Below are 19619 nucleotides of genomic sequence, written 5' to 3' on the forward strand. Positions count from 1 at the left end.
GAACGGACGCTTCCTTTGTACTCACCCGAGAGACTCTCTCGTGGCTTTCCTCCGGGCGCTTCCCTTCGGTCTTGCGTTTCCGACTCTATCAGATCCTTTCGGGTCCGATTCCCTGCCGGAGGGGGTTTGCCGGAAGGCCTTGGCTTTCGCCTGTCGGCCTTTCGACATTCACTACGTTAGCCGATTCCCGAGCCAACTCATAATCGAGTTCCGCAGGTTCCGAATTCGGACGTGCGGACACGTCGAACTCGCCCCCGCTGGAGGGAGTCGTAGGTAGTGGGTTGGCCACTTCCGGCTGCAGGCGATCGCCGTACCCGGTTCAAGCGGCTGGAGCTACGTTACGCATCTTGGGGAGGTGCGTCAACTTCGGCGACGCCTGGGCACGTGGGCCCGATAGGGGCTCACGGTCGGGTCGTTGGCGATCCAGTAGCGCCAGGGGTGCACGCCTCCGTCGCCGGCCACACCGGTGCGGGGGCCGTTCAGTACCTGGTCGGAGGGGACGGGCGTACCGGTCAGGACCCGTAGCGGGGTGTCCTGCGAGGTGCAGGCGTCGGTGCCGTTCAGGGATCGGTCCACGCCCAGGGCGGTGGCGAGGCGGGCCGGGCCTTTGGCCAATTCCTTGTCATTTCGGGCTGATAGGCGACGTTTCCGCGCAAGTTCGGCGCCGTCGACGATCTCGCCGGCACGGAGCAGAACGGCGCTCGCCCTGTCCTCGGGGCCGCACACCAGGTTCATGCAGAACCACATGCCGTAGGTGAAGTAGACGTACACGTGTCCGGGGGGACCGAACATCACGTCGTTGCGGGCGGTGCGGCCGCGATAAGCGTGTGAGCCGGGGTCGTTCGGGCCGTCGTAGGCCTCGACCTCCGTGAGGCGGAGAGCGATCGGGCCGTCCGGCGTGGTGCGTACGAGCGTGCGGCCCAGGAGGTCGGGGGCGACTTCCAGGACAGGTCGGTCGAAGAACTCCCTGGAGAGGGGCGTACGGTCGGGGGTCGCGATCATGCAGTCCGAGGGTAGTGCAGACGGGTGGGCGCAACGGGGTGGTGCGGGGGCCTTCGCCTTGCCAGGGTGAGGACCCGGAACCGGTCGCGACCGGAGCGCGTTTCTAAGGATCAAGGATCCACACGAGAGGGAGAGACATGGCGTTCAAGAAGCTGCTCGCGAGCCTGGGGGCCGGCGGGGCTTCGGTGGAGACGGTGCTGACCGAGGTCAACGTCGTTCCGGGTGGTGTCGTCCAGGGTGAGGTGCGGATCCAGGGCGGGTCCGTCGACCAGCAGATCGAGGCACTGTCGGTCGGTCTGCAGGCCAAGGTCGAGGTCGAGAGCGGTGACCAGGAGTACAAGCAGGACATCGAGTTCACCAAGCAGCGGCTCGGCGGCGCCTTCGAGCTGAAGTCGGGCGCCGTGCACGCGGTGCCTTTCGGGCTGGAGATCCCGTGGGAGACGCCGATCACGACGATCGACGGATACTCGCTGCCGGGGATGCACATCGGAGTGAGCACGGAGCTGGAGATCGCACGAGCGGTGGACTCCGGTGACCTGGACCCGGTCAACGTGCACCCGCTGCCCGCGCAGAAGGCGATCCTGGACGCCTTCATCCAGCTGGGCTTCCGGTTCAAGAGCGCGGACATGGAGCGGGGCGTCATCCGCGGTACGCGCCAGAGGCTGCCCTTCTATCAGGAGATCGAGTTCCTGCCGCCGCAGCAGTACCGCGGCCTGAACCAGGTCGAGTTGAGCTTCGTCGCGGACGCGAACGCGATGGACGTCATCCTGGAGATGGACAAGAAGCCGGGCCTGTTCAGTGAGGGCAGTGACACCTTCCGGTCGTTCCAGGTGGGGCTGCACGACTACCAGGGCACCGACTGGGCCGCGTACCTCAACCAGTGGCTGTCCGAAGTCGGCAGCAGGCGCAACTGGTTCTAGGCTCGGAACCACAGACTCCAGAACCGATCAGGAGGTACCGAGGTGCCCGAGCTCAAGAGGCGGCCACTCCCCCACGACTTCCATCCGCCCGTGCCGTCGTTCACGGTGGCGAGCGAGGAGGTCGCGGAGGGCGCGACGCTCAAGGACGCTCAGGTCCACGCGGTCGGCAACACCTCGCCGCACCTGCGGTGGGAGGGCTTCCCGCCCGAGACCAAGAGCTTCGCCGTGACCTGCTACGACCCCGACGCTCCCACCGGCAGCGGGTTCTGGCACTGGGTCGTGTTCGACATCCCGGCCTCAGTGACGGAGTTGCCGACCGGTGCGGGCAGCGGCAAGTTCGAGGGGCTGCCGGAGGGTGCCGTACAGGCGCGGAACGACTACGGGACGAAGGAATTCGGTGGGGCCGCCCCTCCGCCGGGGGACGGGCCGCACCGGTACGTGTTCACGGTGTACGCGGTGGACCAGGAGAAGCTCGGTCCGGACTCGGACGCCTCTCCCGCCGTCGTGGGCTTCAACCTGAGGTTCCACGCCATCGCGCGTGCCCAACTGGTCGGTGAGTACGAGGTGCCCGCCGAAGAAGCCTGACGTTCATGGAACGTTTGCCCGCCCCTGGTCATGGAAGTGATCAGGGGCGGGCACTTTTTATTTCGTTGTCCATCTCGGCGTGCCCGGCCAGAGTTGATCCCAGTCCGCCGAGGGGTGGGCGGGTGCACACGGGAGGTGGGCTGGTCATGCGGGACACGCTGGTACTGAACGCGAGCTTCGAGCCGCTGTCGACGGTGACGTTGAACCGAGCCGTCGTTCTGGTGCTCCAGGACAAGGCCGTCGTCGAACAGTCCCACCCGGAACTGCGCATGCGCGGAGCCGCGGTCGACATACCGGCGCCCCGGGTGATCAGGCTGTGCAGGTACGTGAGGGTGCCCTTCCGAAGACAAGCACCGTGGTCGAGGCGCGGTGTCCTGGTGCGGGACCGGCACAGGTGCGCGTACTGCGGCAGACGGGCGACGACCGTGGACCACGTGGTGCCGCGATCGCAGGGTGGTCAGGACACCTGGCTGAACACGGTGGCGTCGTGCGCGCAGGACAACCACCGCAAGGCCAACCGGACTCCGGAGGAGGCGGACATGCCGCTGCTGCGGCTGCCGTTCGAGCCGACGCCGGCTGACGCGATGCTGTTGTCTTTGGGCAACGACGACCTGGGGGCGCTGCCGGACTGGCTGGCGCGGGAGGCGGCGTAGCGGCTGCCGGGACGGGTCGTGTTGCGGGCGCGGGTCCGTTGTGGCCGGTCGCGCAGTTCCCCGCGCCCCTGGGGTGGGTGCGGGGAACCTTTGTTTTGAGGCGGTGTCAGTCGATCGACGGCTTTTCGCGGCGTTCGGTGCCGCCGTTGCCGGAGTTGCCTGCGCCCGGAACGCCGCCCATGCCGCCGAAGTTGCCCATGGCGCCGGACAGGCCCTTGAGGGCGTCGCCGATCTCGCTGGGCACGATCCAGAGCTTGTTGGCGTCGCCCTCGGCGATCTTCGGGAGCATCTGGAGGTACTGGTAGGACAAGAGCTTCTGGTCCGGGTCGCCGGCGTGGATCGCCTCGAAGACGGTACGGACCGCCTGGGCCTCGCCCTCGGCGCGCAGGGCGGCGGCCTTGGCCTCACCTTCGGCGCGCAGGATCTGGGACTGCTTCTCACCCTCGGCGGTGAGGATGGCGGCCTGGCGCGTACCTTCCGCGGTGAGGATCGCGGCGCGCTTGTCACGGTCGGCGCGCATCTGCTTCTCCATCGAGTCCTGGATGGAGGTCGGCGGTTCGATGGCCTTCAGTTCCACGCGGTTGACGCGGATGCCCCACTTGCCGGTGGCCTCGTCGAGGACACCGCGCAGGGCCGCGTTGATCTCCTCGCGGGAGGTCAGGGTCCGCTCCAGGTCCATCCCGCCGATGATGTTGCGCAGCGTGGTGACGGTGAGCTGCTCGATCGCCTGGATGTAGCTGGCGACCTCGTAGGTCGCGGCCCGGGCGTCGGTCACCTGGTAGTAGATGACGGTGTCGATGTTGACGACCAGGTTGTCCTGGGTGATCACCGGCTGGGGCGGGAACGGCACGACCTGTTCACGCAGGTCGATGCGGTTGCGGATGGTGTCTATGAACGGGACGACGATGTTGAGTCCCGCGTTGAGTGTCCGCGTGTAGCGGCCGAACCGCTCGACAATGGCCGCGCTGGCTTGCGGGATGACCTGGATCGTCTTGATCAAGGCGATGAAGACCAACACCACCAGGATGATCAAGACGATGATGACCGGTTCCATCCTGTTCCCCGACCCCTTCTCCGTGGCGCTTTCGGAAGATCTTATGGTTGTTGAAGATCTTGCTGGTCGAGTCTGACAGACCGTCGCGTGCCTCGTGACCGTTCCGTTCAGTTACGTCCCGCCCCCAGCGGGCAGAGGTCACATGACGATCGCGGTGGCGCCCTCGATCTCCACGACGTCCACTTCCTCGCCTACTTCGTAGGCATGGCCGGTGTCCAGGGAGCGGGCCGACCAGACTTCGCCGGCGAGTTTGATCCGGCCGCCGGAGCCGTCCACGCGTTCCAGGACGACGGCCTGTCTGCCTTTCAACGCATCCACACCGGTGGCGAGTTGGGGTCGCTGTGAACGCTGCCGGGTGGCGATGGGCCGTACGACGGCGATGAGGGCGACCGAGACGATCACGAAGGTGAGCACCTGGACGACCACGCCTCCGCCCAACCCGGCCGCGGTGGCGGCGGCCACCGCGCCCACCGCGAACATGCCGAACTCCGGCATCGCGGTCACCACGAGCGGGATTCCGAGCGCTGCCGCGCCGACGAGCCACCACACCCATGCGTCGATGTCGTTCACGTGGTCATGGTAGGGCCGCGGGTCCTGCCGCCGACAGGGCGCACAGTGCCTGGGAACAGCTTCTTACCCGGGTTTTCACACGGTCCGGGCCGGTTTCAGGACAGCGGCAGGCCCCGCGCGGTCCAGCGGTCGCCGACCTGCTCGACGACGAGCGGGAGACCGAAGCAGAGGGAGAGGTTGCGGGAGGTGAGTTCGAGCTCCAGCGGACCGGCCGCGAGCACCTTGCCCTGGCGGATCATCAGGACGTGGGTGAAGCCGGGGGCGATCTCCTCGACGTGGTGGGTCACCATGAGCATCGAGGGCGCGATCGGGTCGCGGGCGAGACGGCCGAGGCGGCGTACCAGGTCCTCGCGACCGCCGAGGTCGAGGCCGGCGGCGGGCTCGTCGAGGAGGAGCAGCTCGGGGTCGGTCATCAGCGCGCGGGCGATGAGGGTGCGCTTGCGCTCACCCTCGGAGAGCGTCCCGAACCTGCGGTCGACGTACTCGCTCATGCCGAGGCGGTCGAGGAAGGCGCGGGCGCGCCGCTCGTCCACGTCCTCGTACTCCTCCTGCCAGCCCGCGGTCATGCCGTAGGCGGCGGTGAGCACGGTCTGCAGGACGGTCTGGCGCCGGGGGAGCTTGTCCGCCATGGCGATGCCGGCCATACCGATGCGCGGGCGCAGTTCGAACACGTCGGTGCCGGGGGTGCCGAGGGTCTCGCCGAGGATGGTGGCGGTGCCCTTGCTGGGGTAGAGGTAGCTGGACGCGACGTTCAGCAGGGTGGTCTTGCCGGCGCCGTTCGGGCCCAGGATGACCCAGCGCTCACCCTCCTTCACCGACCACGAGACCTGGTCCACCAGAGCCCGGCCCTCGCGGACCACGGATACGTCCTGAAGCTCCAGAACATCGCTCATGAGCGCGTTGTCTCCCCTTGCAGTGTGGCCGGTCTCGGCTGTCGCGTTCGCCTGTGGCTCGATCCGCCGCGCCGGTGGGCGCAGCCCCTCGAAGAAATCTACGCCACCGGTCCCCCGCTCCATTCAATCGGTCCGGTCCTTAGGGTGGAGGCATGCTTTCGGAACCGCGTTCAGGACGCCTTGCCGCCTGGGGAAATGCCCTGTTGGCCGGACTTGTCTCGCCGGACGACGCCGTACTGGCCATCGTGGGCGAGGACGCGGTGCACCGCGTGGAGGGGCTGCCGGGGGAGTCGGCGCCCGTCGGTCTCACGCTCGCGTTGGGGCGGTTGCGGTCGCTCGGGGTGGTGGGACTGCGGATCGCGCTGCCCGCGCCCGGGCATCCGCTGGGGCTGAGCGGACCGCCGGAGTTCAACGCGCGGGCCTTGGACGCGGAAGAGGCCGTGGTCTGTCACGGGGCCGCACTGGGGCTGGTGCCGGAGGTGTTCGAGGCCGGCCCCGAGGGTGATGTGCATGTCGAGGTGGTGTGGCACGTGCTTCCCGTGCGGGAGGCGCCGCCCGCGGACGTGCCGTCGCTCGGGGAGGCCGAGCGGGAGCTGGCGGAGGCGCTGCGGGATGCGACCGAGGTACTCACGCGGCTGGATGTGGCCGGATCGGGGCCGGTGGCCGAGGCCGCGGTCGAGGCGTACCGGGCGCGGGCCGAGGTGGGCCGGGAAGTGTTGGCGCCGGGGTATCCGCCGCGGGCGGTGCGGGTGCTTGAGTTGGCGCGGCGGGTGGGACTGCTCGTTTCCCTGGCCTACGGGAACGGGCACGGGGGTGCGGTCAGCTCCGCTGAGATGAGGGCGCGTTCCGAGGCTCTGCGGCCGGTGGAGCGGACGGCTCGGCGGGCGGCTGTCGCCGCGTACAACGCGTATGTGGAGGAGCGGGAGAGGGGGGTGCGGTGAGCGTCGGTCGCGCCCTGAGGAGCGTTCTTCCCGCGGGTGCGTGGTCGGCCCGGCCGCGGGTGGTGCGCTGATCGACGCCGGAGGGCCAGGGACGGTACGGGGATCCGGCCGCCCTCCGGTTCGGATCCGACGCGAGACGAAAAGGGACCGGCCTCCCGGGTGGGCCCGGGAGGCCGGAGGTCACTGCCCGTTCGGCGACGGGTGTCAGCGGTTGATGCCGAGGTTGCCGAAGGCGGGGTTCAGCACACCGACGACGTTCACACTGTTGCCGACCGCGTTCACCGGGACGTGCACCGGAGCCTGGATCAGGTTGCCCGAGGCGACGCCCGGGGAGCCCACGGCCTTGCCGTCGGCGTGCGCGTCGGTGGCGGAAGCCATTCCGGCACCGGCGGCGATCAGCCCGCCGGCAACCATCGTCACGGCCGCTGCCTTCTTCAGGTTCTTCACTTCTGAGCCCTCCCTAGCGATTGCCGCGGCAGTCGCCGCAGCACGCACTGGAGAACGGCGGGGATCGGCGAAGGATGCGCCATCCGGGGGACATTCCCACGACGGTATGAATCTCTGACTGGAGTGGAACGCTCCGTATTGCCGTGCGGAGCGCGCGCCGGGGTGCGTCTCAGCCGGTCACACCATGGCGTACGGCCCACAGGGCCGCCTGGGTGCGGTCGGCCAGGTCGAGCTTCATCAGGATGTTCGAGACGTGTGTCTTGACGGTCTTCTCGGACAGGACCAGGGCGCGGGCGATCTCCCGGTTGGAGCGGCCGTCCGCTATCAGTCCGAGCACCTCCCGCTCCCGCTCCGTGAGCGAACCGCCTCTGCCCTGGCCCGAGTTGCTGTCCTCCTGCGACAACAAGGCGCCCGCGACCTCCGGTTGGAGGAGGATGTGGCCCGCGTGGACGGAACGGATGGCGCCGGCCAGGGCATCGGGGTCGATGTCCTTGTAGACGTACCCCGCGGCGCCGGCGCGCAGGGCCGGGACGACCGTGCGCTGCTCGGTGAAGCTGGTGACGATGAGGACGCGGGCGGGGTTGTTCAGTTCGCGAAGTTTGCGCAGTGCGTCGACGCCGTCCATGCCCGGCATCTTGACGTCCATGAGGACCACGTCGGGTTTCAGTTCCTCGGCACGGGCGACGCCCTCGGCGCCGTCGGCCGCCTCGCCCACGACCTCGATGTCGTCCTGGACCTCGAGGAACGTGCGCAGTCCCCGGCGGACCACTTGGTGATCGTCGACGAGCAGCACCTTGATGGGGTCAGCCACCGGGGACCTCCAACTCGATCGTGGTGCCCTTGCCGGGCGCCGATTCCACCGTCAGCCTGCCGCCGACCCCGCTCGCGCGGTCCCGCATGGAGACCAGGCCGAGGTGACGCCCCGCGCGGCGTACCTTCTTCGGATCGAAGCCGCCGCCGTCGTCCGTCACCCGGAGCACGGCGCCGCTGCCGCGTCGTTCCACCGCCACGTCGATGTGTCCGGCGTCCGAGTGCCGCAGGGCGTTGTGCAGGGCTTCCTGAGCGACGCGGAGCACGGCTTCCTCCTGGGACGCGGGCAGAGCGCGGACGCCGTTGCTGAGGAAGGTCACGCGCGCGGAGTGTGCCCGGTCGAGGACCTGGACGTGGGTGCGCAGGGTCGCGACCAGTCCGTCCTCGTCGAGGGCCGCGGGGCGCAACTCGACCACCGCGGCGCGCAGTTCGTCGGCGGCCTCGGCGGCCAGCGCGGCGACCTGCTGGAGTTCGCCCTTGGCGCGGGAGGGGTCACGGTCCACCAGGGCCGCGGCGGCCTGGGCGGTCAGGCGCAGGGAGAACAGCTTCTGGCTGACCGCGTCGTGCAGTTCGTGGGCCAGCCGGGAGCGTTCCTCCGCGATGGTCAGCTCGCGGCTGCGTTCGTACAGGCGGGCGTTGGTCAGGGCGATCGCCGCGTGCTGGGCGAGGATCCCCAGGAGCTCCGCGTCCTCCTCGGTGAAGCCGCACCGGCCTTCCGCCTCGGGGCTCGGGAGGGTCCCTTCCCGGTGCCGCTGCTTGTTCGCGAGGAACAGGGCGCCGATGACCTCCTCGCCGTCGCGGATCGGCAGGCCCAGGAAGTCCGACATCTCCGGGTGCGCGGAGGGCCAGCCCTCGAAGCGGGGGTCCTTGCGCACGTCGGCGAGGCGCTGCGGGCGGGCCTCCTGCAGCATCGCCGCGAGGATGCCGTGCTGGCGCGGGAGCGGGCCGATGGCCTTCCACTGGGCGTCGCTGACACCGTCCACCACGAACTGGGCGAAGCCGCCGTGATCGTCGGGGACGCCGAGCGCGGCGTATTGCGCGTCGAGCAGTTCACGCGCGGAGGCGACGATCGTCTTGAGGACGTCGCGCACCTCCAGGTGCCTGCTCATGGCCAGCAGCGCGGAACTCACCGCGGCGAGGCCGGACCGGGGACCTTGACTCATGTCCTCACGGTACCGGCGGGGTGTGACAGCGCGGATCGGACCTGTGGCGGCCGTCGCCTAGGGCGGGGGGCCTAGGGCGAAGGACCCCGCCCGTCTGGGGCCCGCGTCCGAGGCGGCGGGGGTGAGCCGGTTCCTACGGTGGGGGCATCCCGATCAGGAGGCATCGAGGACGAGGGGTTGTCATGCCAGTAGCGATCATCACGGGGGCCTCGAAGGGGCTGGGGCGGGCGCTGGCCGACGCTCTGGCCGACCGCGGCTGGGACCTGGTGCTCGACGCCAGGGGCGGCGCGGCACTCGCGGCGGCGGCCGACGCGCTCTCCGGGCACGGGACGCGTGTGACGGCGCTGCCGGGGGACGTGACGGACGCCGTCCACCGCGCCGGGCTGGTGGCGGCGGCGCGGGAGCTGGGCGGGCTCGACCTGCTGGTCAACAACGCGAGCGCGCTTGGTGCCGAACCGCTGGTCCGGCTGGCGGGGCTGCCGCCGGCGGGACTGCGGCGGGCGCTGGAGGTGAACGTGGTGGCCGCGCTCGGCCTGGTCCAGGAGGCGCTGCCGATGCTGCGTGCCTCCGGGGCGGGCGCGGTGATCGCGGTCAGCTCGGACGCGGCCGTGGAGGCGTACGAGACGTGGGGCGGCTACGGGGCGTCGAAGGCGGCCCTGGACCATCTCACGGCGGTGCTGGGCGAGGAGGAGCCCGGGTTGCGGGTCTGGGCGGTCGACCCCGGCGACATGGCGACGGACCTGTACGCGGCGGCCGTACCCGGGGACGAGGACCTGCGGCCCGAGCCGGTGACCGTGGTGCCGGCGTTCCTGCGGCTGCTGGACGAGCGGCCCGCGAGCGGTCGGTACGGAGCCGTCGCGCTGCTGGAGTCGCCGTGACGCCGGTGGTGAAGGTGCCGGAGGAGCTGTCGGCGCGGGTGCCGGCCGAGCAGCGTGAGCACGGGCGGGACCGGGACGCCGTACGACTGCTCGTGTCGCGGGGCATGGAGGTGTCGCACCACGGGTTCGTGGAGTTGCCCCGGCTGCTGCGGGCGGGGGATCTGCTGATCGTCAACACGTCACCCACGCTGGCGGCGGCCGTGGACGGGCGGATCGGGCAGGCGCGCGTGGTGGTGCACTTCTCCACCTGCGGGGACGACGGGCGGTGGGCGGTGGAGCTGCGGGATCCCGACGGGACGGGCACCACGCGCGCGCGTACCGGAGGGCCCGCGGGGACGGAGGTGCGGCTGCCGGGCGGGGTGCGGCTGGAGCTGGAGGAGCCGGTGGGCGCGGGGAGCGAGCGGCTGTGGTGGGCTCGGGTGTCCGCCGCGAGGGGCTCGGGCGTCCTCGGGCTGATGCGGGAGTACGGGCGGCCGATTCGCTACTCCTACACGGAGCGGGACCAGCCGTTGTCCGTGTACCGGACGGTGTTCGCGCTGCCCTCGGCGGACGGGTCGGGAAGTGCGGAGATGCCGAGCGCGGCGCGGCCGTTCACCGCGCGGATGGTGGCGGAGCTGGTGAGCCGGGGTGTCCGGTTCGCGCCGGTCACGCTGCATGCCGGGGTGGCCTCGGCACAGGCGCACGAGCCGCCGTATCCGGAGCGGTTCGCGGTGTCTCAGGCCTCGGCGGAGTCGATCAACGCGGTGCGGGCGGGGACGGGGCGGGTGGTGGCGGTCGGTACGACGGCCGTGCGGGCCGTCGAGTCGGCGGCCGGGCCCGACGGGGTCGTGCGCGCGTGTGCGGGGTGGACGGATCTCGTGGTCACCCCGGAGCGCGGGGTGCGGGTGGTGGACGGGCTGCTGACCGGGCTGCACGAGCCGGAGGCCTCGCATCTGCTGATGCTGGAGGCGGTCGCCGGACGGGCCGCGGTCGCCCGTGGTTACGAGGAGGCGCTGCGCGGGCTCTACCTGTGGCACGAGTTCGGGGACGTGCACCTCGTCCTCCCGCCCGAACCCCTCACTCACAGCATTGCGTCAGCAACTGTTGGTGAGACTGCCGCCCCTCCAATGTGAGCCCGGACATAGGGCGCACATCACGTACGAGGGCAAATAGGAGACAAAGGGTTCCTGCCTGAACGGGGCAGACGTTCCAGTCTGTCCCGATTTGCCCTTCCCCGGTCCACTACCCGGGGTCGTACGTCACACCTTTGCATGGGCATTTTGCGGCCGCTAAGAATGGCTGCCATCGCTCAGCGCCGCGGGTTCGGACCGCGGCGTTTGTGCCGGAAGCACCTGTCCCCCACCGGACGACGAGCGACCTCCGCGCTATTCGAAGAGGTCCATCCGCATGCTCCAGAACATCAAGTTCCGCACGCTCCAGAACGTCCAGAACGTCAAGTCCCGCACCCTGCGGAACGCCCAGGACATCAAGTCCCGCACGCACCGCAACGTTCAGGACATCAAGTCCCGCACGCTCCAGAACATCGAGGGCATCAAGTCGCGAGCGCCCGAGAACATCCAGAACATCAAGTCCCGAAGTCGCGCCCTGCCCAAGAAGCACAAGATCGGGATCGCCGGTGTCTCCGCGCTCGGCGCCGCCGCGATCGCGTTCAGCGCGGTGCCGGGCGGGCAGACGACCACCTCCGAGGCGGCCGCCCCCACCCACGTGACCTACAGCGCCGAGCAGCTCAAGGGCCTGCAGTCGGGCGTCACCGAGCAGCTCACCGGCGCCGGCCCGCAGGGCAAGGCCGTCGACGCGGGCAAGGCCGTCGACGCGCAGGCCAAGGCGCAGGCGGCTGCCAAGGCCAAGGCGCAGGAAAAGGCGGAGGCGGCGGCCAAGGCCAAGGCTGCGGCCCGGGCCCAGGCCGCCGCGAAGAAGCGGGCGGCCGAGGCGGCCGCCAAGAAGAAGGCCGAGCAGGCCCGCAAGGCGAAGAAGGCCGCGAGCCGGTCCGCCAAGCGTCCGCACATGAAGACCGTCGCCGCGAAGAAGACCTACGCCAACAACCTCAACGGCTGGATCAGGGAGTCCCTGGACATCATGAAGGCCAAGGGCATCCCGGGTTCGTACAACGGTCTGTACCGCAACATCATCCGGGAGTCCTCGGGCAACCCGAACGCGATCAACAACTGGGACATCAACGCCATCAACGGCATCCCGTCGAAGGGGCTGCTCCAGGTCATCCCGCCGACGTTCAAGGCGTACCACGTCGCGGGCACGTCCTGGAACATCTACAACCCGGTCGCCAACATCACCGCCGCCGCGAACTACGCCGCCGACAGGTACGGCTCGATGGACAACGTCAACAGCGCGTACTGAGGCCGCGCGGACCTCTTCACGCCGAAGGGCGGCACCCCCACCGGGGTGCCGCCCTTCACTGTCGTACGGAACTGTCGTACGAAGAAGATCACTTGCGCATGACCTCGGGCTCGTGGCGGCGCAGGAAGCGGGCCACGAAGAAGCCGCAGATCACGCCGAGGACCATCAGGGCGGCCATGTCCATGCCCCAGGCGCCGACCGTGTGCTCCCACAGCGGGTCGGTGTCGCCACCGTCCTTGGGCGGGCTGATCTTGTTGAAGTCCAGCGTGGCGCCCGCTGCGGCCACCGCCCAGCGGGACGGCATCAGATACGAGAACTCGTTGACGCCGACCGCGCCGTTCAGGGTGAACAGGCAGCCGGTGAACACGACCTGGATGATCGCGAACATGACCAGCAGCGGCATGGTCTTCTCGGCCGTCTTCACCAGCGAGGAGATGATCAGGCCGAACATCATCGAGGTGAAGCCGAGCGCCATGATCGGGATGGACAGCTCGATCATGGTGGCGCTGCCGAGGACCACGCCCTCCTTCGGGATCTCCCGGCCGGCGAACCCGATGACGCCGACCAGCAGGCCCTGGAACACGGTGATCAGGCCGAGCACGAACACCTTGGACATCAGGTACGCGGAGCGGGACAGGCCGGTGGCGCGTTCCCGCTCGTAGATGACCCGTTCCTTGATCAGCTCACGGACGGAGTTCGCGGCGCCCGCGAAGCAGGCGCCGACCGCGAGGATCAACAGGACGGTGGTGGCCGTGCCGTTCGGGATGATCCGGCCGGACTTCGGGTTGGCGGGGTTGGGCAGCAGGCTGTTGCCGGAGTCGATGAGCAGGCTCACCGCGCCCAGGACCGCCGGCAGGATCACCATGAGGGCCAAGAAGCCCTTGTCGGAGGCGATCACCGAGGTGTAGCGGCGCACCAGGGTGACGAACTGGGACATCCAGCCCTGCGGCTTCGGCGGCTTCATCGCCTGCATCGGCGGCATCTGTACGGACTGTGGTGCGACGGCGTCGATGTCCGCGGCGTACATCTGGTAGTGCTGTGAGCCCTTCCAGCGTCCCGCCCAGTCGTAGTCGCGGTAGTTCTCGAAGGCGGAGAAGACGTCGGCCCAGCTGTCGTAGCCGAAGAAGTTCAGTGCCTCCTCCGGCGGACCGAAGTAGGCGACCGAGCCGCCGGGCGCCATCACGAGGAGCTTGTCGCAGATCGCCAGCTCGGCGACGGAGTGGGTGACGACGAGGACCGTACGGCCGTCGTCGGCGAGGCCGCGCAGCAGCTGCATGACATCGCGGTCCATGCCCGGGTCGAGGCCGGAGGTCGGCTCGTCCAGGAAGATCAGTGACGGCTTGGTGAGCAGCTCCAGAGCCACCGAGACGCGCTTGCGCTGGCCGCCGGAGAGGGAGGTGACCTTCTTCTCCTTGTGGATGTCCAGCTTCAGTTCGCGCAGCACCTCGTCGATACGGGCCTCGCGCTCGGCGCCCGTGGTGTCGGCGGGGAAGCGCAGCTTGGCCGCGTACTTGAGGGCCTTCTTGACGGTCAGTTCCTTGTGCAGGATGTCGTCCTGCGGGACCAGACCGATGCGCTGGCGCAGCTCGGCGAACTGCTTGTAGAGGTTGCGGTTGTCGTAGAGGACGTCGCCCTGGTTGGCGGGCCGGTACCCGGTGAGCGCCTTCAGGAGCGTCGACTTGCCGGAACCGGACGGACCGATGACCGCGATCAGCGACTTCTCCGGGACGCCGAAGGAGACGTCCTTGAGGATCTGCTTGCCGCCGTCGACCGTGACGGTCAGATGGCGGGCCGAGAAGGACACCTCACCGGTGTCGACGAACTCCTCGAGACGGTCGCCGACCAGGCGGAACGTGGAGTGGCCGACGCCGACGATGTCGTTCGGGCCGAGCAGCTGCGAGCCGCCCTTGGCGATCGGCTGGCCGTTGACGTACGTGCCGTTGTGCGAGCCCAGGTCACGGATCTCCTGGCGGCCGTCGGGCGTGGCGTGGAACTCCGCGTGGTGCCGGGAGACCTGGAGGTCGGAGACGACCAGCTCGTTGTCCAGCGCCCGACCGATCCGCATCACGCGGCCCAGCGAGAACTGGTGGAACGTGGTGGGGCTTCGGTCGCCGTAGACCGGCGGCGCCCCCGCGCCACCACCGGGAACCTGCTGGGCGTACGGGTCACCCGGGCCCTGCTGCTGCGGGACCTGCGGCGCGGCGCCCTGCTGCGGCTGCTGCCAGCCGGGGTGCGGGGCCTGCTGGGGCGAGGCCGGTTGGGGCGGTGCCTGCTGCTGGGAGGCCTGCTGGGGCGGGGCCGCTGCCCAGCCGGGGCCCGCGCCCTGGGCCGCGTACGGCTGCTGTTGGGGCTGTGCCTGCGGCGAGGCGACGGCGGCCGCGGCCGCGGAGAGGTCCAGGCGCGGCCCGTCGGTCGGGTTGCCGAGGTGCACGGACGAGCCGGGGCCGATCTCCATGTGGTGGACCCGCTGCCCCCGCACGAACGTGCCGTTGGTGCTGCCGTGGTCCTCGACGACCCAACTGCGGCCGCTCCAGCTGATCGTGGCGTGCCGCCACGAGACCCTGGCGTCCTCGAGCACCACATCCCCCTGCGGATCACGTCCGAGGGTGTAGGGCCTGGACGCATCGAGCGTCCAGGTCCGTCCGTTCAATTCCAGTACGAGTTCCGGCACTCCATGCCCCACCTGAGTAGTCCCCCGAGTTACCCCCATCACAGGGAGTCTAGGGATGTCGAACATCGTCGGGAACTATTTCAGGCTCGGCCCTCTGACCGAAACCCGGGCCTTGTGAAGAAGGAGTACGTCCGTTTCGACTGTTTCCGTTGACGGGGTTGAAACCGGCCCGGAGAGTGGTAAACGACGCGAGGGGGACATGCGCGGCGACTCGGCCGTGCAGCGGATCGGGGGGTCTGCCATGAGTGCGTTCCTGACCGGCGGGACCGAGAAGCCGGGCACGAGGCTGCCGTGGGGCGACATCCTGATCGCCGCGATCGCCTCCGTGAGCTGGGCGTTGATCGGCATGGCGGGTACGGCGGCGCTCGGCCTGCATCTGCTCCAAGCCGACACCGCGAGTTCGCTCGGCCCGATGACCGCGGCGGTTGTGGCTCTCGGTGCGGGTGGTTCCATAAGTCCGTCCGGCGATGTCTCCGCATTCGGGCTGAGGGGCGCTGAGGCGACGACAGCCATCGAGATCACGCCACTCGGGGTCAGCCTGGTGGGCGCGCTGCTGCTGTCGTGGTTCTTCTTGAGGTCCTTGCGTACGGCGGGAGTTGTGATCGCCCCCTCCGAACTCCTCGCGCGGGCGGGGGCGGTGGTCGCGGTGTTCGTGGCGACACTGGGCGGGCTGGCCTGGGCGGGCCACGACGTCATCACCATCGACGGGAGCTCACTGGGTCTGGACGATCTGCCCGGCGGTGGGGGCGGCGGCATCGAGATTCCCGGGGTGGGCGACCTCGGGGACATCGGGGACATCGGGGGGCTGCTGCCGGACCGGATCGGCGGGCTCATCGACGCGAAGGCGTCGGTCGGTTTCACGGTGGACACCGCGCCGACCCTGCTCGGCGGGCTCGGCTGGTCGGCCGCGGTCCTGCTGATCGCGCTGCTGGCCTCGCGCCGGACTCCGCTGCCGCGCGGCTGGGAGGCCGTGCACCGGGTGGTCCGACCGGCCGCGTCCGCCCTGGTCACGGTGGGGCTGGTGGCGGTGGCCGCGGGGTTCGCGGCGGCGGCGTACGCGGCGATCGGGGACGACCATCCGAAGCGGATCGTGGGAGCGGCGCTGCTGGGCGCGCCGAACGGGGTGTGGCTGGGTGTTCCGATCGGCCTGTTCGTGCCGTGGAACGGCAGGGCCACGGGCGAACTGACGCGACTTCTGCCGGCCCCCATGGACGACCTGCTGGGCAACGGCTCGAACCAGTCCGTCACGCTGGGTCGCCTGGCCGAACTGGACGGGCGGGTGTGGCTTCTGGGGGTCGCGGCAGCGCTGATGATGCTTTCGGCGGGGGTCCTGATGGCTGTGCGGACGCCGGTGGGTGCGGGGGGTCCCCCGGATTCGGGGTCGGCTCGGGGCGGGGGGCCGTGGGCCGCAAAGGACGCGGGGGCAGCTGGGACGGGGAGCTTCGCGGGCGCGGGGTCCGGGGGTGTACGGCGTCCGGGGACCGCGGGTTTCGCGGGGCGGTGTGCCCTGCGGCTGGGGATCGCGACCGCGTTGGCGTTGCCCCTGCTCGCCTGGCTGACGGAGGTGTCGGTGGACGCCTCGCTGTCCGTGCTCGGCTTCGACGCGTTCGGGGCCGGGATCGACCTGCACGGGCATCTCGGTGCGGCGTTGCTTCTCGGCGGGCTGTGGGGCGCGGTCGCGGGAGCCCTGGGTGCGCTGCTCGCCCGTGCGACGGGGGCGGCGGGGCGACGGGCGGCGCCGCTGGCACGGGGGGACGTGGCGGGCGTGCGGGGCGTGGGGGCGCCGGGGGCGGACGGGGGGCATGGTCCGTACGAGGGTGAGGGCGGCGGGCGGTACGGGGACGGGGGCAGCGGGCCGTACGGGGGCGAGCCTGGGCGGCCGTCGAGTCGGTACGGGGCCGGGGCCGGAGGGCCGTACGCCGGTGAGGCCGGGCCCTACTCCCCCGGCTCGCCGCACCGGCCACCGAACCCGGCCACCAACCCGTATCTGCGGGTGCCGGAGGAGCCGCGGGACGCGCGGCCACCGGAGACAAGGCCGGCGCCCGGGCCGGGGCGTCCGCCCGGTGTCGACATGTACGGCGCGCCCACGGTGGCCCAGCCGCTGGGACCGCCTCCCCGAAAACCCCGCAAGCCTCCCGAGCCGCGGCCCGAAGGCCGCCCGCGGTCCCCGCAGGACGACGGACCGCCCCCACCGCCACCGCCCCTGGCTCCTCCCCCGCCGCCGGGGAGGCCGAAGCGGGGACGAGACTGACCCGCCCACCCCGCGGAGCAGTCCTGCGGAGTCGACCGGCGGCCGATGCCGTGGTCGCACGGCCTTCGACGACGGAGTGGCTCAGCCGCCGTCGCCGCGGTGGTCCGCGCCGCGAATCGGTGGTCGACACGTAAGGTCAGGGCCACCGCCACGTCACCCACTGTTCCGTGTCCGTCAGACGGACCTGGGGAGCGGGCGGCACTGCGTGCCGGATACGGTGGAACCACCATGAGCGCTTCGCAGACCTCATCCTATGAGTCCTCTGACGTCCCCACCCTTCTCGTCAAGATCTTCGGGAAGGACCGGCCGGGCATCACCGCCGGACTCTTCGACACCCTCGCCGCCTACTCCGTCGACGTGGTCGACATCGAGCAGGTCGTCACACGTGGCCGGATGGTGCTGTGCGCGCTCGTGACCGCGCCGCCCCGCGGCCTCGACGGCGATCTGCGCGCCACCGTCCACAGCTGGGCGGAGTCGATGAAGATGCAGGCGGAGATCATCTCCGGCCTCGGCGACAACCGGCCGCGGGGCCTGGGGCGTTCCCTGGTCACCGTGCTCGGACATCCGCTGACCGCGGAGGCGACGGCGGCGATCGCCGCTCGTATCACCCGGGCCGGCGGCAACATCGACCGTATCTTCCGCCTGGCCAAGTACCCCGTGACGGCCGTGGAGTTCGCGGTGTCCGGTGTGGAGACGGAGACCCTGCGCACCGCCCTGGCGACCGAGGCGGCGGCCCTCGGGGTCGATGTCGCGGTGGTCGCGGCGGGCCTGCACCGGCGGGCGCAGCGCCTGGTCGTCATGGACGTGGACTCGACGCTCATCCAGGACGAGGTGATCGAGCTCTTCGCCGCGCACGCCGGGTGCGAGGACAAGGTCGCCGAGGTGACCGCGGCCGCGATGCGCGGCGAGCTGGACTTCGAGCAGTCGCTGCACGCGCGTGTGGCTCTGCTGGAGGGGCTGGACGCCTCGGTGGTGGACAAGGTCCGCGCCGAGGTGCGGCTGACGCCGGGGGCGCGCACGCTGATCCGCACGCTGAAGCGGCTCGGCTTCCAAGTCGGTGTGGTGTCGGGTGGGTTCACCCAGGTCACCGATGATCTGAAGGAACGGCTGGCACTCGACTTCGCCCAGGCCAACACGCTGGAGATCGTCGACGGGAAGCTGACCGGCAAGGTCACCGGCGAGATCGTGGACCGTGCGGGCAAGGCGCGGCTGCTGCGCCGGTTCGCCGCGGAGGCGGGCGTACCGCTGTCCCAGACGGTGGCGATCGGTGACGGGGCCAACGACCTGGACATGCTGAACGCGGCCGGACTCGGGGTCGCCTTCAACGCCAAGCCGGTGGTGCGGGAGGCCGCGCACACGGCGGTGAACGTCCCGTTCCTGGACACGGTCCTGTATCTGCTGGGCATCACCCGCGAAGAGGTCGAGGCGGCGGACGCGCACGTGGAGGACTGAGCGGGACCTCGTACGAGAACCGAGCACAACGTCATACGAGAGGGGCCCGGCGCTGGGCCCCTCTCGCGTGCGTCTCGCGGGGTCGGGTCAGTCGGACGGTGCCCAGTAGTCGAGGAGGGTGGCCACGCCCGGCTCCAGCGCCTTCCAGGAGCCGTCGAACGACAGGACGGCGAAGGCGGCGGCCGGGAACCCGCGCAGGCTCATCCGGTCACGGGCGTCGCCCTCGGCCGAACCGGCGAGGATGTCGGCGAGACCCTGCACACCGGGGTTGTGGCCGACCAGGAGGACCTGCCGCGCGTCGTCGGGGGTTTCGTTGAGCAGGGCGATCAGCTCACCGGGCGAGGCCTCGTAGATTCGCTCCTCGTAGACCGTCTTAGGTCGCTGCGCGAACTCCTGGACGGCGAGTTTCCAGGTCTCGCGGGTCCGGGTCGCGGTGGAGCACAGGGCCAGATCGAAGGAGAGACCGGTGTCGGTCAGTCTCCGTCCGGCTTCGGCCGCGTCCTTTCGGCCCCGATCGGCGAGCGGTCGCTCATGATCGGCGACCTGTGGCCAGTCGGCCTTCGCATGCCGGAAGAGGACGATCCTGCGGGGTTCTGCGACGCTCATGGGATCCAGCTTCGCATGAAACAGGCCATCGGGCCCGGAGAGTTGACGGGCGGCTTCGGCCGTGCTCAGCGTGATATCAGCTGCTGGAGGCGCTCGAAGAGCCGGGTGACGGCGGGGTCCCCGGTCGCCGCCTGGGCGTCCGTCGGGTTCAGGATCAGTGCCAGCAGAACGATGAAGGCGAGCGTCGGCAGGGCGAGCGCCCACCAGGGCAGCCGGATGTCCACGCCGCCCCGGGGGGCCGGGTGGGGCCGGGTGTGCGTAGGAGCCGACATGGGTGCCTCCGCTTCGAGTGGTCCGTGTCCGCCTCTCGCGGCCACATCTCGAAGCTACGGAATCCGCGCCCGTCAACCCATCCGGTGATCCACCCA

18 protein-coding genes and 1 pseudogene are annotated in these 19619 nt (G+C 70.3%); 9 read left to right on the forward strand and 10 right to left on the reverse strand.

What is annotated here, in order from left to right; all coding sequences use genetic code 11:
* Positions 1-360 precede the first annotated feature (360 nt).
* Positions 361-1002 carry a DNA-3-methyladenine glycosylase gene (locus tag ABZ027_RS34470; RefSeq protein ID WP_356775331.1) on the reverse strand — a complete coding sequence of 214 codons (642 nt, stop codon included), beginning with the start codon at positions 1000-1002 and terminating at the stop codon, positions 361-363.
* Between the two features lie 137 nt (positions 1003-1139).
* On the opposite strand from ABZ027_RS34470, the gene ABZ027_RS34475 reads away from it, so the two are divergent.
* The 3 genes from ABZ027_RS34475 to ABZ027_RS34485 all read left to right on the forward strand — a co-directional run bounded on the left by ABZ027_RS34475 (position 1140) and on the right by ABZ027_RS34485 (position 3160).
* Positions 1140-1922 (forward strand): sporulation protein, encoded by a 783-nt coding sequence (locus ABZ027_RS34475; RefSeq protein WP_356775333.1) that lies wholly within the window; start codon positions 1140-1142, stop codon positions 1920-1922.
* Between the two features lie 42 nt (positions 1923-1964).
* The gene (locus ABZ027_RS34480) at positions 1965-2507 is read left to right on the forward strand and encodes a YbhB/YbcL family Raf kinase inhibitor-like protein (protein WP_356775335.1); all 543 of its coding nucleotides are present in this window, start codon (positions 1965-1967) and stop codon (positions 2505-2507) included.
* Positions 2508-2653: 146 nt separating this feature from the next.
* Positions 2654-3160, forward strand: a complete 507-nt coding sequence (locus tag ABZ027_RS34485; protein ID WP_356775337.1) for an HNH endonuclease — start codon at positions 2654-2656, stop codon at positions 3158-3160.
* Between the two features lie 106 nt (positions 3161-3266).
* Here the strand turns inward: ABZ027_RS34485 and ABZ027_RS34490 are convergent, their stop codons facing one another.
* The 3 genes from ABZ027_RS34490 to ABZ027_RS34500 all read right to left on the reverse strand — a co-directional run bounded on the left by ABZ027_RS34490 (position 3267) and on the right by ABZ027_RS34500 (position 5677).
* The gene (locus tag ABZ027_RS34490; protein WP_356775339.1) at positions 3267-4214 is read right to left on the reverse strand and encodes an SPFH domain-containing protein; all 948 of its coding nucleotides are present in this window, start codon (positions 4212-4214) and stop codon (positions 3267-3269) included.
* A gap of 138 nt (positions 4215-4352) precedes the next feature.
* Positions 4353-4784, reverse strand: a complete 432-nt coding sequence (locus ABZ027_RS34495; protein WP_356775341.1) for an NfeD family protein — start codon at positions 4782-4784, stop codon at positions 4353-4355.
* 95 nt (positions 4785-4879) lie between these two features.
* Positions 4880-5677, reverse strand: a complete 798-nt coding sequence (locus ABZ027_RS34500; RefSeq protein WP_356775343.1) for an ABC transporter ATP-binding protein — start codon at positions 5675-5677, stop codon at positions 4880-4882.
* A gap of 152 nt (positions 5678-5829) precedes the next feature.
* Between ABZ027_RS34500 and ABZ027_RS34505 the strand changes: the two genes are divergently transcribed.
* Entirely contained in the window at positions 5830-6618 is a 789-nt protein-coding gene (locus ABZ027_RS34505) for a hypothetical protein (protein WP_356775345.1), read from the forward strand.
* 204 nt (positions 6619-6822) lie between these two features.
* Here ABZ027_RS34505 and chpE read toward each other — a convergent pair whose 3' ends face one another.
* The 3 genes from chpE to ABZ027_RS34520 all read right to left on the reverse strand — a co-directional run bounded on the left by chpE (position 6823) and on the right by ABZ027_RS34520 (position 9038).
* Positions 6823-7065 carry a chaplin ChpE gene (gene chpE / locus ABZ027_RS34510; RefSeq protein ID WP_356775347.1) on the reverse strand — a complete coding sequence of 81 codons (243 nt, stop codon included), beginning with the start codon at positions 7063-7065 and terminating at the stop codon, positions 6823-6825.
* Between the two features lie 169 nt (positions 7066-7234).
* On the reverse strand, positions 7235-7876 hold the full coding sequence (locus tag ABZ027_RS34515; RefSeq protein WP_356775349.1) for a response regulator transcription factor: 642 nt from the start codon (positions 7874-7876) through the stop codon (positions 7235-7237).
* A complete protein-coding gene (locus ABZ027_RS34520) occupies positions 7869-9038 on the reverse strand; it encodes a GAF domain-containing sensor histidine kinase (RefSeq protein ID WP_356775351.1) in 1170 nt (389 codons plus the stop codon). The genes ABZ027_RS34515 and ABZ027_RS34520 overlap by 8 nt, the downstream gene beginning before the upstream one ends.
* Before the next feature lie 182 nt (positions 9039-9220).
* Between ABZ027_RS34520 and ABZ027_RS34525 the strand changes: the two genes are divergently transcribed.
* The 3 genes and pseudogenes from ABZ027_RS34525 to ABZ027_RS34535 all read left to right on the forward strand — a co-directional run bounded on the left by ABZ027_RS34525 (position 9221) and on the right by ABZ027_RS34535 (position 12271).
* The gene (locus tag ABZ027_RS34525) at positions 9221-9916 is read left to right on the forward strand and encodes an SDR family NAD(P)-dependent oxidoreductase (protein ID WP_356775353.1); all 696 of its coding nucleotides are present in this window, start codon (positions 9221-9223) and stop codon (positions 9914-9916) included.
* Positions 9913-11006, forward strand: a pseudogene (locus ABZ027_RS34530) (S-adenosylmethionine:tRNA ribosyltransferase-isomerase). The gene ABZ027_RS34525 and the pseudogene ABZ027_RS34530 overlap by 4 nt, the downstream one beginning before the upstream one ends.
* Before the next feature lie 296 nt (positions 11007-11302).
* Complete coding sequence (locus ABZ027_RS34535; protein WP_356775355.1) at positions 11303-12271, forward strand: transglycosylase SLT domain-containing protein; 969 nt, start codon at positions 11303-11305, stop codon at positions 12269-12271.
* A gap of 88 nt (positions 12272-12359) precedes the next feature.
* On the opposite strand, the gene ABZ027_RS34540 is transcribed toward ABZ027_RS34535, so the two are convergent.
* The gene (locus ABZ027_RS34540) at positions 12360-14942 is read right to left on the reverse strand and encodes an FHA domain-containing protein (RefSeq protein ID WP_356775357.1); all 2583 of its coding nucleotides are present in this window, start codon (positions 14940-14942) and stop codon (positions 12360-12362) included.
* A gap of 241 nt (positions 14943-15183) precedes the next feature.
* On the opposite strand from ABZ027_RS34540, the gene ABZ027_RS34545 reads away from it, so the two are divergent.
* Both ABZ027_RS34545 and serB read left to right on the forward strand, forming a co-directional pair.
* Entirely contained in the window at positions 15184-17193 is a 2010-nt protein-coding gene (locus ABZ027_RS34545) for a streptophobe family protein (RefSeq protein ID WP_356775359.1), read from the forward strand.
* Positions 17194-17421: 228 nt separating this feature from the next.
* On the forward strand, positions 17422-18645 hold the full coding sequence (serB, locus tag ABZ027_RS34550) for a phosphoserine phosphatase SerB (protein WP_356775361.1): 1224 nt from the start codon (positions 17422-17424) through the stop codon (positions 18643-18645).
* Positions 18646-18732: 87 nt separating this feature from the next.
* Here serB and ABZ027_RS34555 read toward each other — a convergent pair whose 3' ends face one another.
* Both ABZ027_RS34555 and ABZ027_RS34560 read right to left on the reverse strand, forming a co-directional pair.
* Entirely contained in the window at positions 18733-19251 is a 519-nt protein-coding gene (locus ABZ027_RS34555; RefSeq protein ID WP_356775363.1) for a histidine phosphatase family protein, read from the reverse strand.
* Positions 19252-19316: 65 nt separating this feature from the next.
* Positions 19317-19523 carry a hypothetical protein gene (locus ABZ027_RS34560; RefSeq protein WP_356775365.1) on the reverse strand — a complete coding sequence of 69 codons (207 nt, stop codon included), beginning with the start codon at positions 19521-19523 and terminating at the stop codon, positions 19317-19319.
* Positions 19524-19619: the final 96 nt, after the last annotated feature.

Origin of the sequence: Streptomyces sp. NPDC006332 (genome assembly GCF_040612855.1) — a bacterium.
In the GTDB taxonomy this organism is placed as follows: domain Bacteria; phylum Actinomycetota; class Actinomycetes; order Streptomycetales; family Streptomycetaceae; genus Streptomyces.

What these genes read in the sequence shown, in the direction of transcription:
- ABZ027_RS34525 (WP_356775353.1), top strand. Translation starts at nt 9,221, where the DNA reads ATGCCAGTAGCGATCATCACGGGGGCCTCGAAGGGGCTGGGGCGGGCG.
- ABZ027_RS34475 (WP_356775333.1), top strand. Translation starts at nt 1,140, where the DNA reads ATGGCGTTCAAGAAGCTGCTCGCGAGCCTGGGGGCCGGCGGGGCTTCG.
- serB (WP_356775361.1), top strand. Translation starts at nt 17,422, where the DNA reads ATGAGCGCTTCGCAGACCTCATCCTATGAGTCCTCTGACGTCCCCACC.
- ABZ027_RS34545 (WP_356775359.1), top strand. Translation starts at nt 15,184, where the DNA reads ATGAGTGCGTTCCTGACCGGCGGGACCGAGAAGCCGGGCACGAGGCTG.
- ABZ027_RS34500 (WP_356775343.1), bottom strand. Translation starts at nt 5,677, where the DNA reads ATGAGCGATGTTCTGGAGCTTCAGGACGTATCCGTGGTCCGCGAGGGC.
- ABZ027_RS34505 (WP_356775345.1), top strand. Translation starts at nt 5,830, where the DNA reads ATGCTTTCGGAACCGCGTTCAGGACGCCTTGCCGCCTGGGGAAATGCC.
- ABZ027_RS34560 (WP_356775365.1), bottom strand. Translation starts at nt 19,523, where the DNA reads ATGTCGGCTCCTACGCACACCCGGCCCCACCCGGCCCCCCGGGGCGGC.
- ABZ027_RS34490 (WP_356775339.1), bottom strand. Translation starts at nt 4,214, where the DNA reads ATGGAACCGGTCATCATCGTCTTGATCATCCTGGTGGTGTTGGTCTTC.
- ABZ027_RS34555 (WP_356775363.1), bottom strand. Translation starts at nt 19,251, where the DNA reads ATGAGCGTCGCAGAACCCCGCAGGATCGTCCTCTTCCGGCATGCGAAG.
- ABZ027_RS34470 (WP_356775331.1), bottom strand. Translation starts at nt 1,002, where the DNA reads ATGATCGCGACCCCCGACCGTACGCCCCTCTCCAGGGAGTTCTTCGAC.
- ABZ027_RS34485 (WP_356775337.1), top strand. Translation starts at nt 2,654, where the DNA reads ATGCGGGACACGCTGGTACTGAACGCGAGCTTCGAGCCGCTGTCGACG.
- ABZ027_RS34520 (WP_356775351.1), bottom strand. Translation starts at nt 9,038, where the DNA reads ATGAGTCAAGGTCCCCGGTCCGGCCTCGCCGCGGTGAGTTCCGCGCTG.
- ABZ027_RS34535 (WP_356775355.1), top strand. Translation starts at nt 11,303, where the DNA reads ATGCTCCAGAACATCAAGTTCCGCACGCTCCAGAACGTCCAGAACGTC.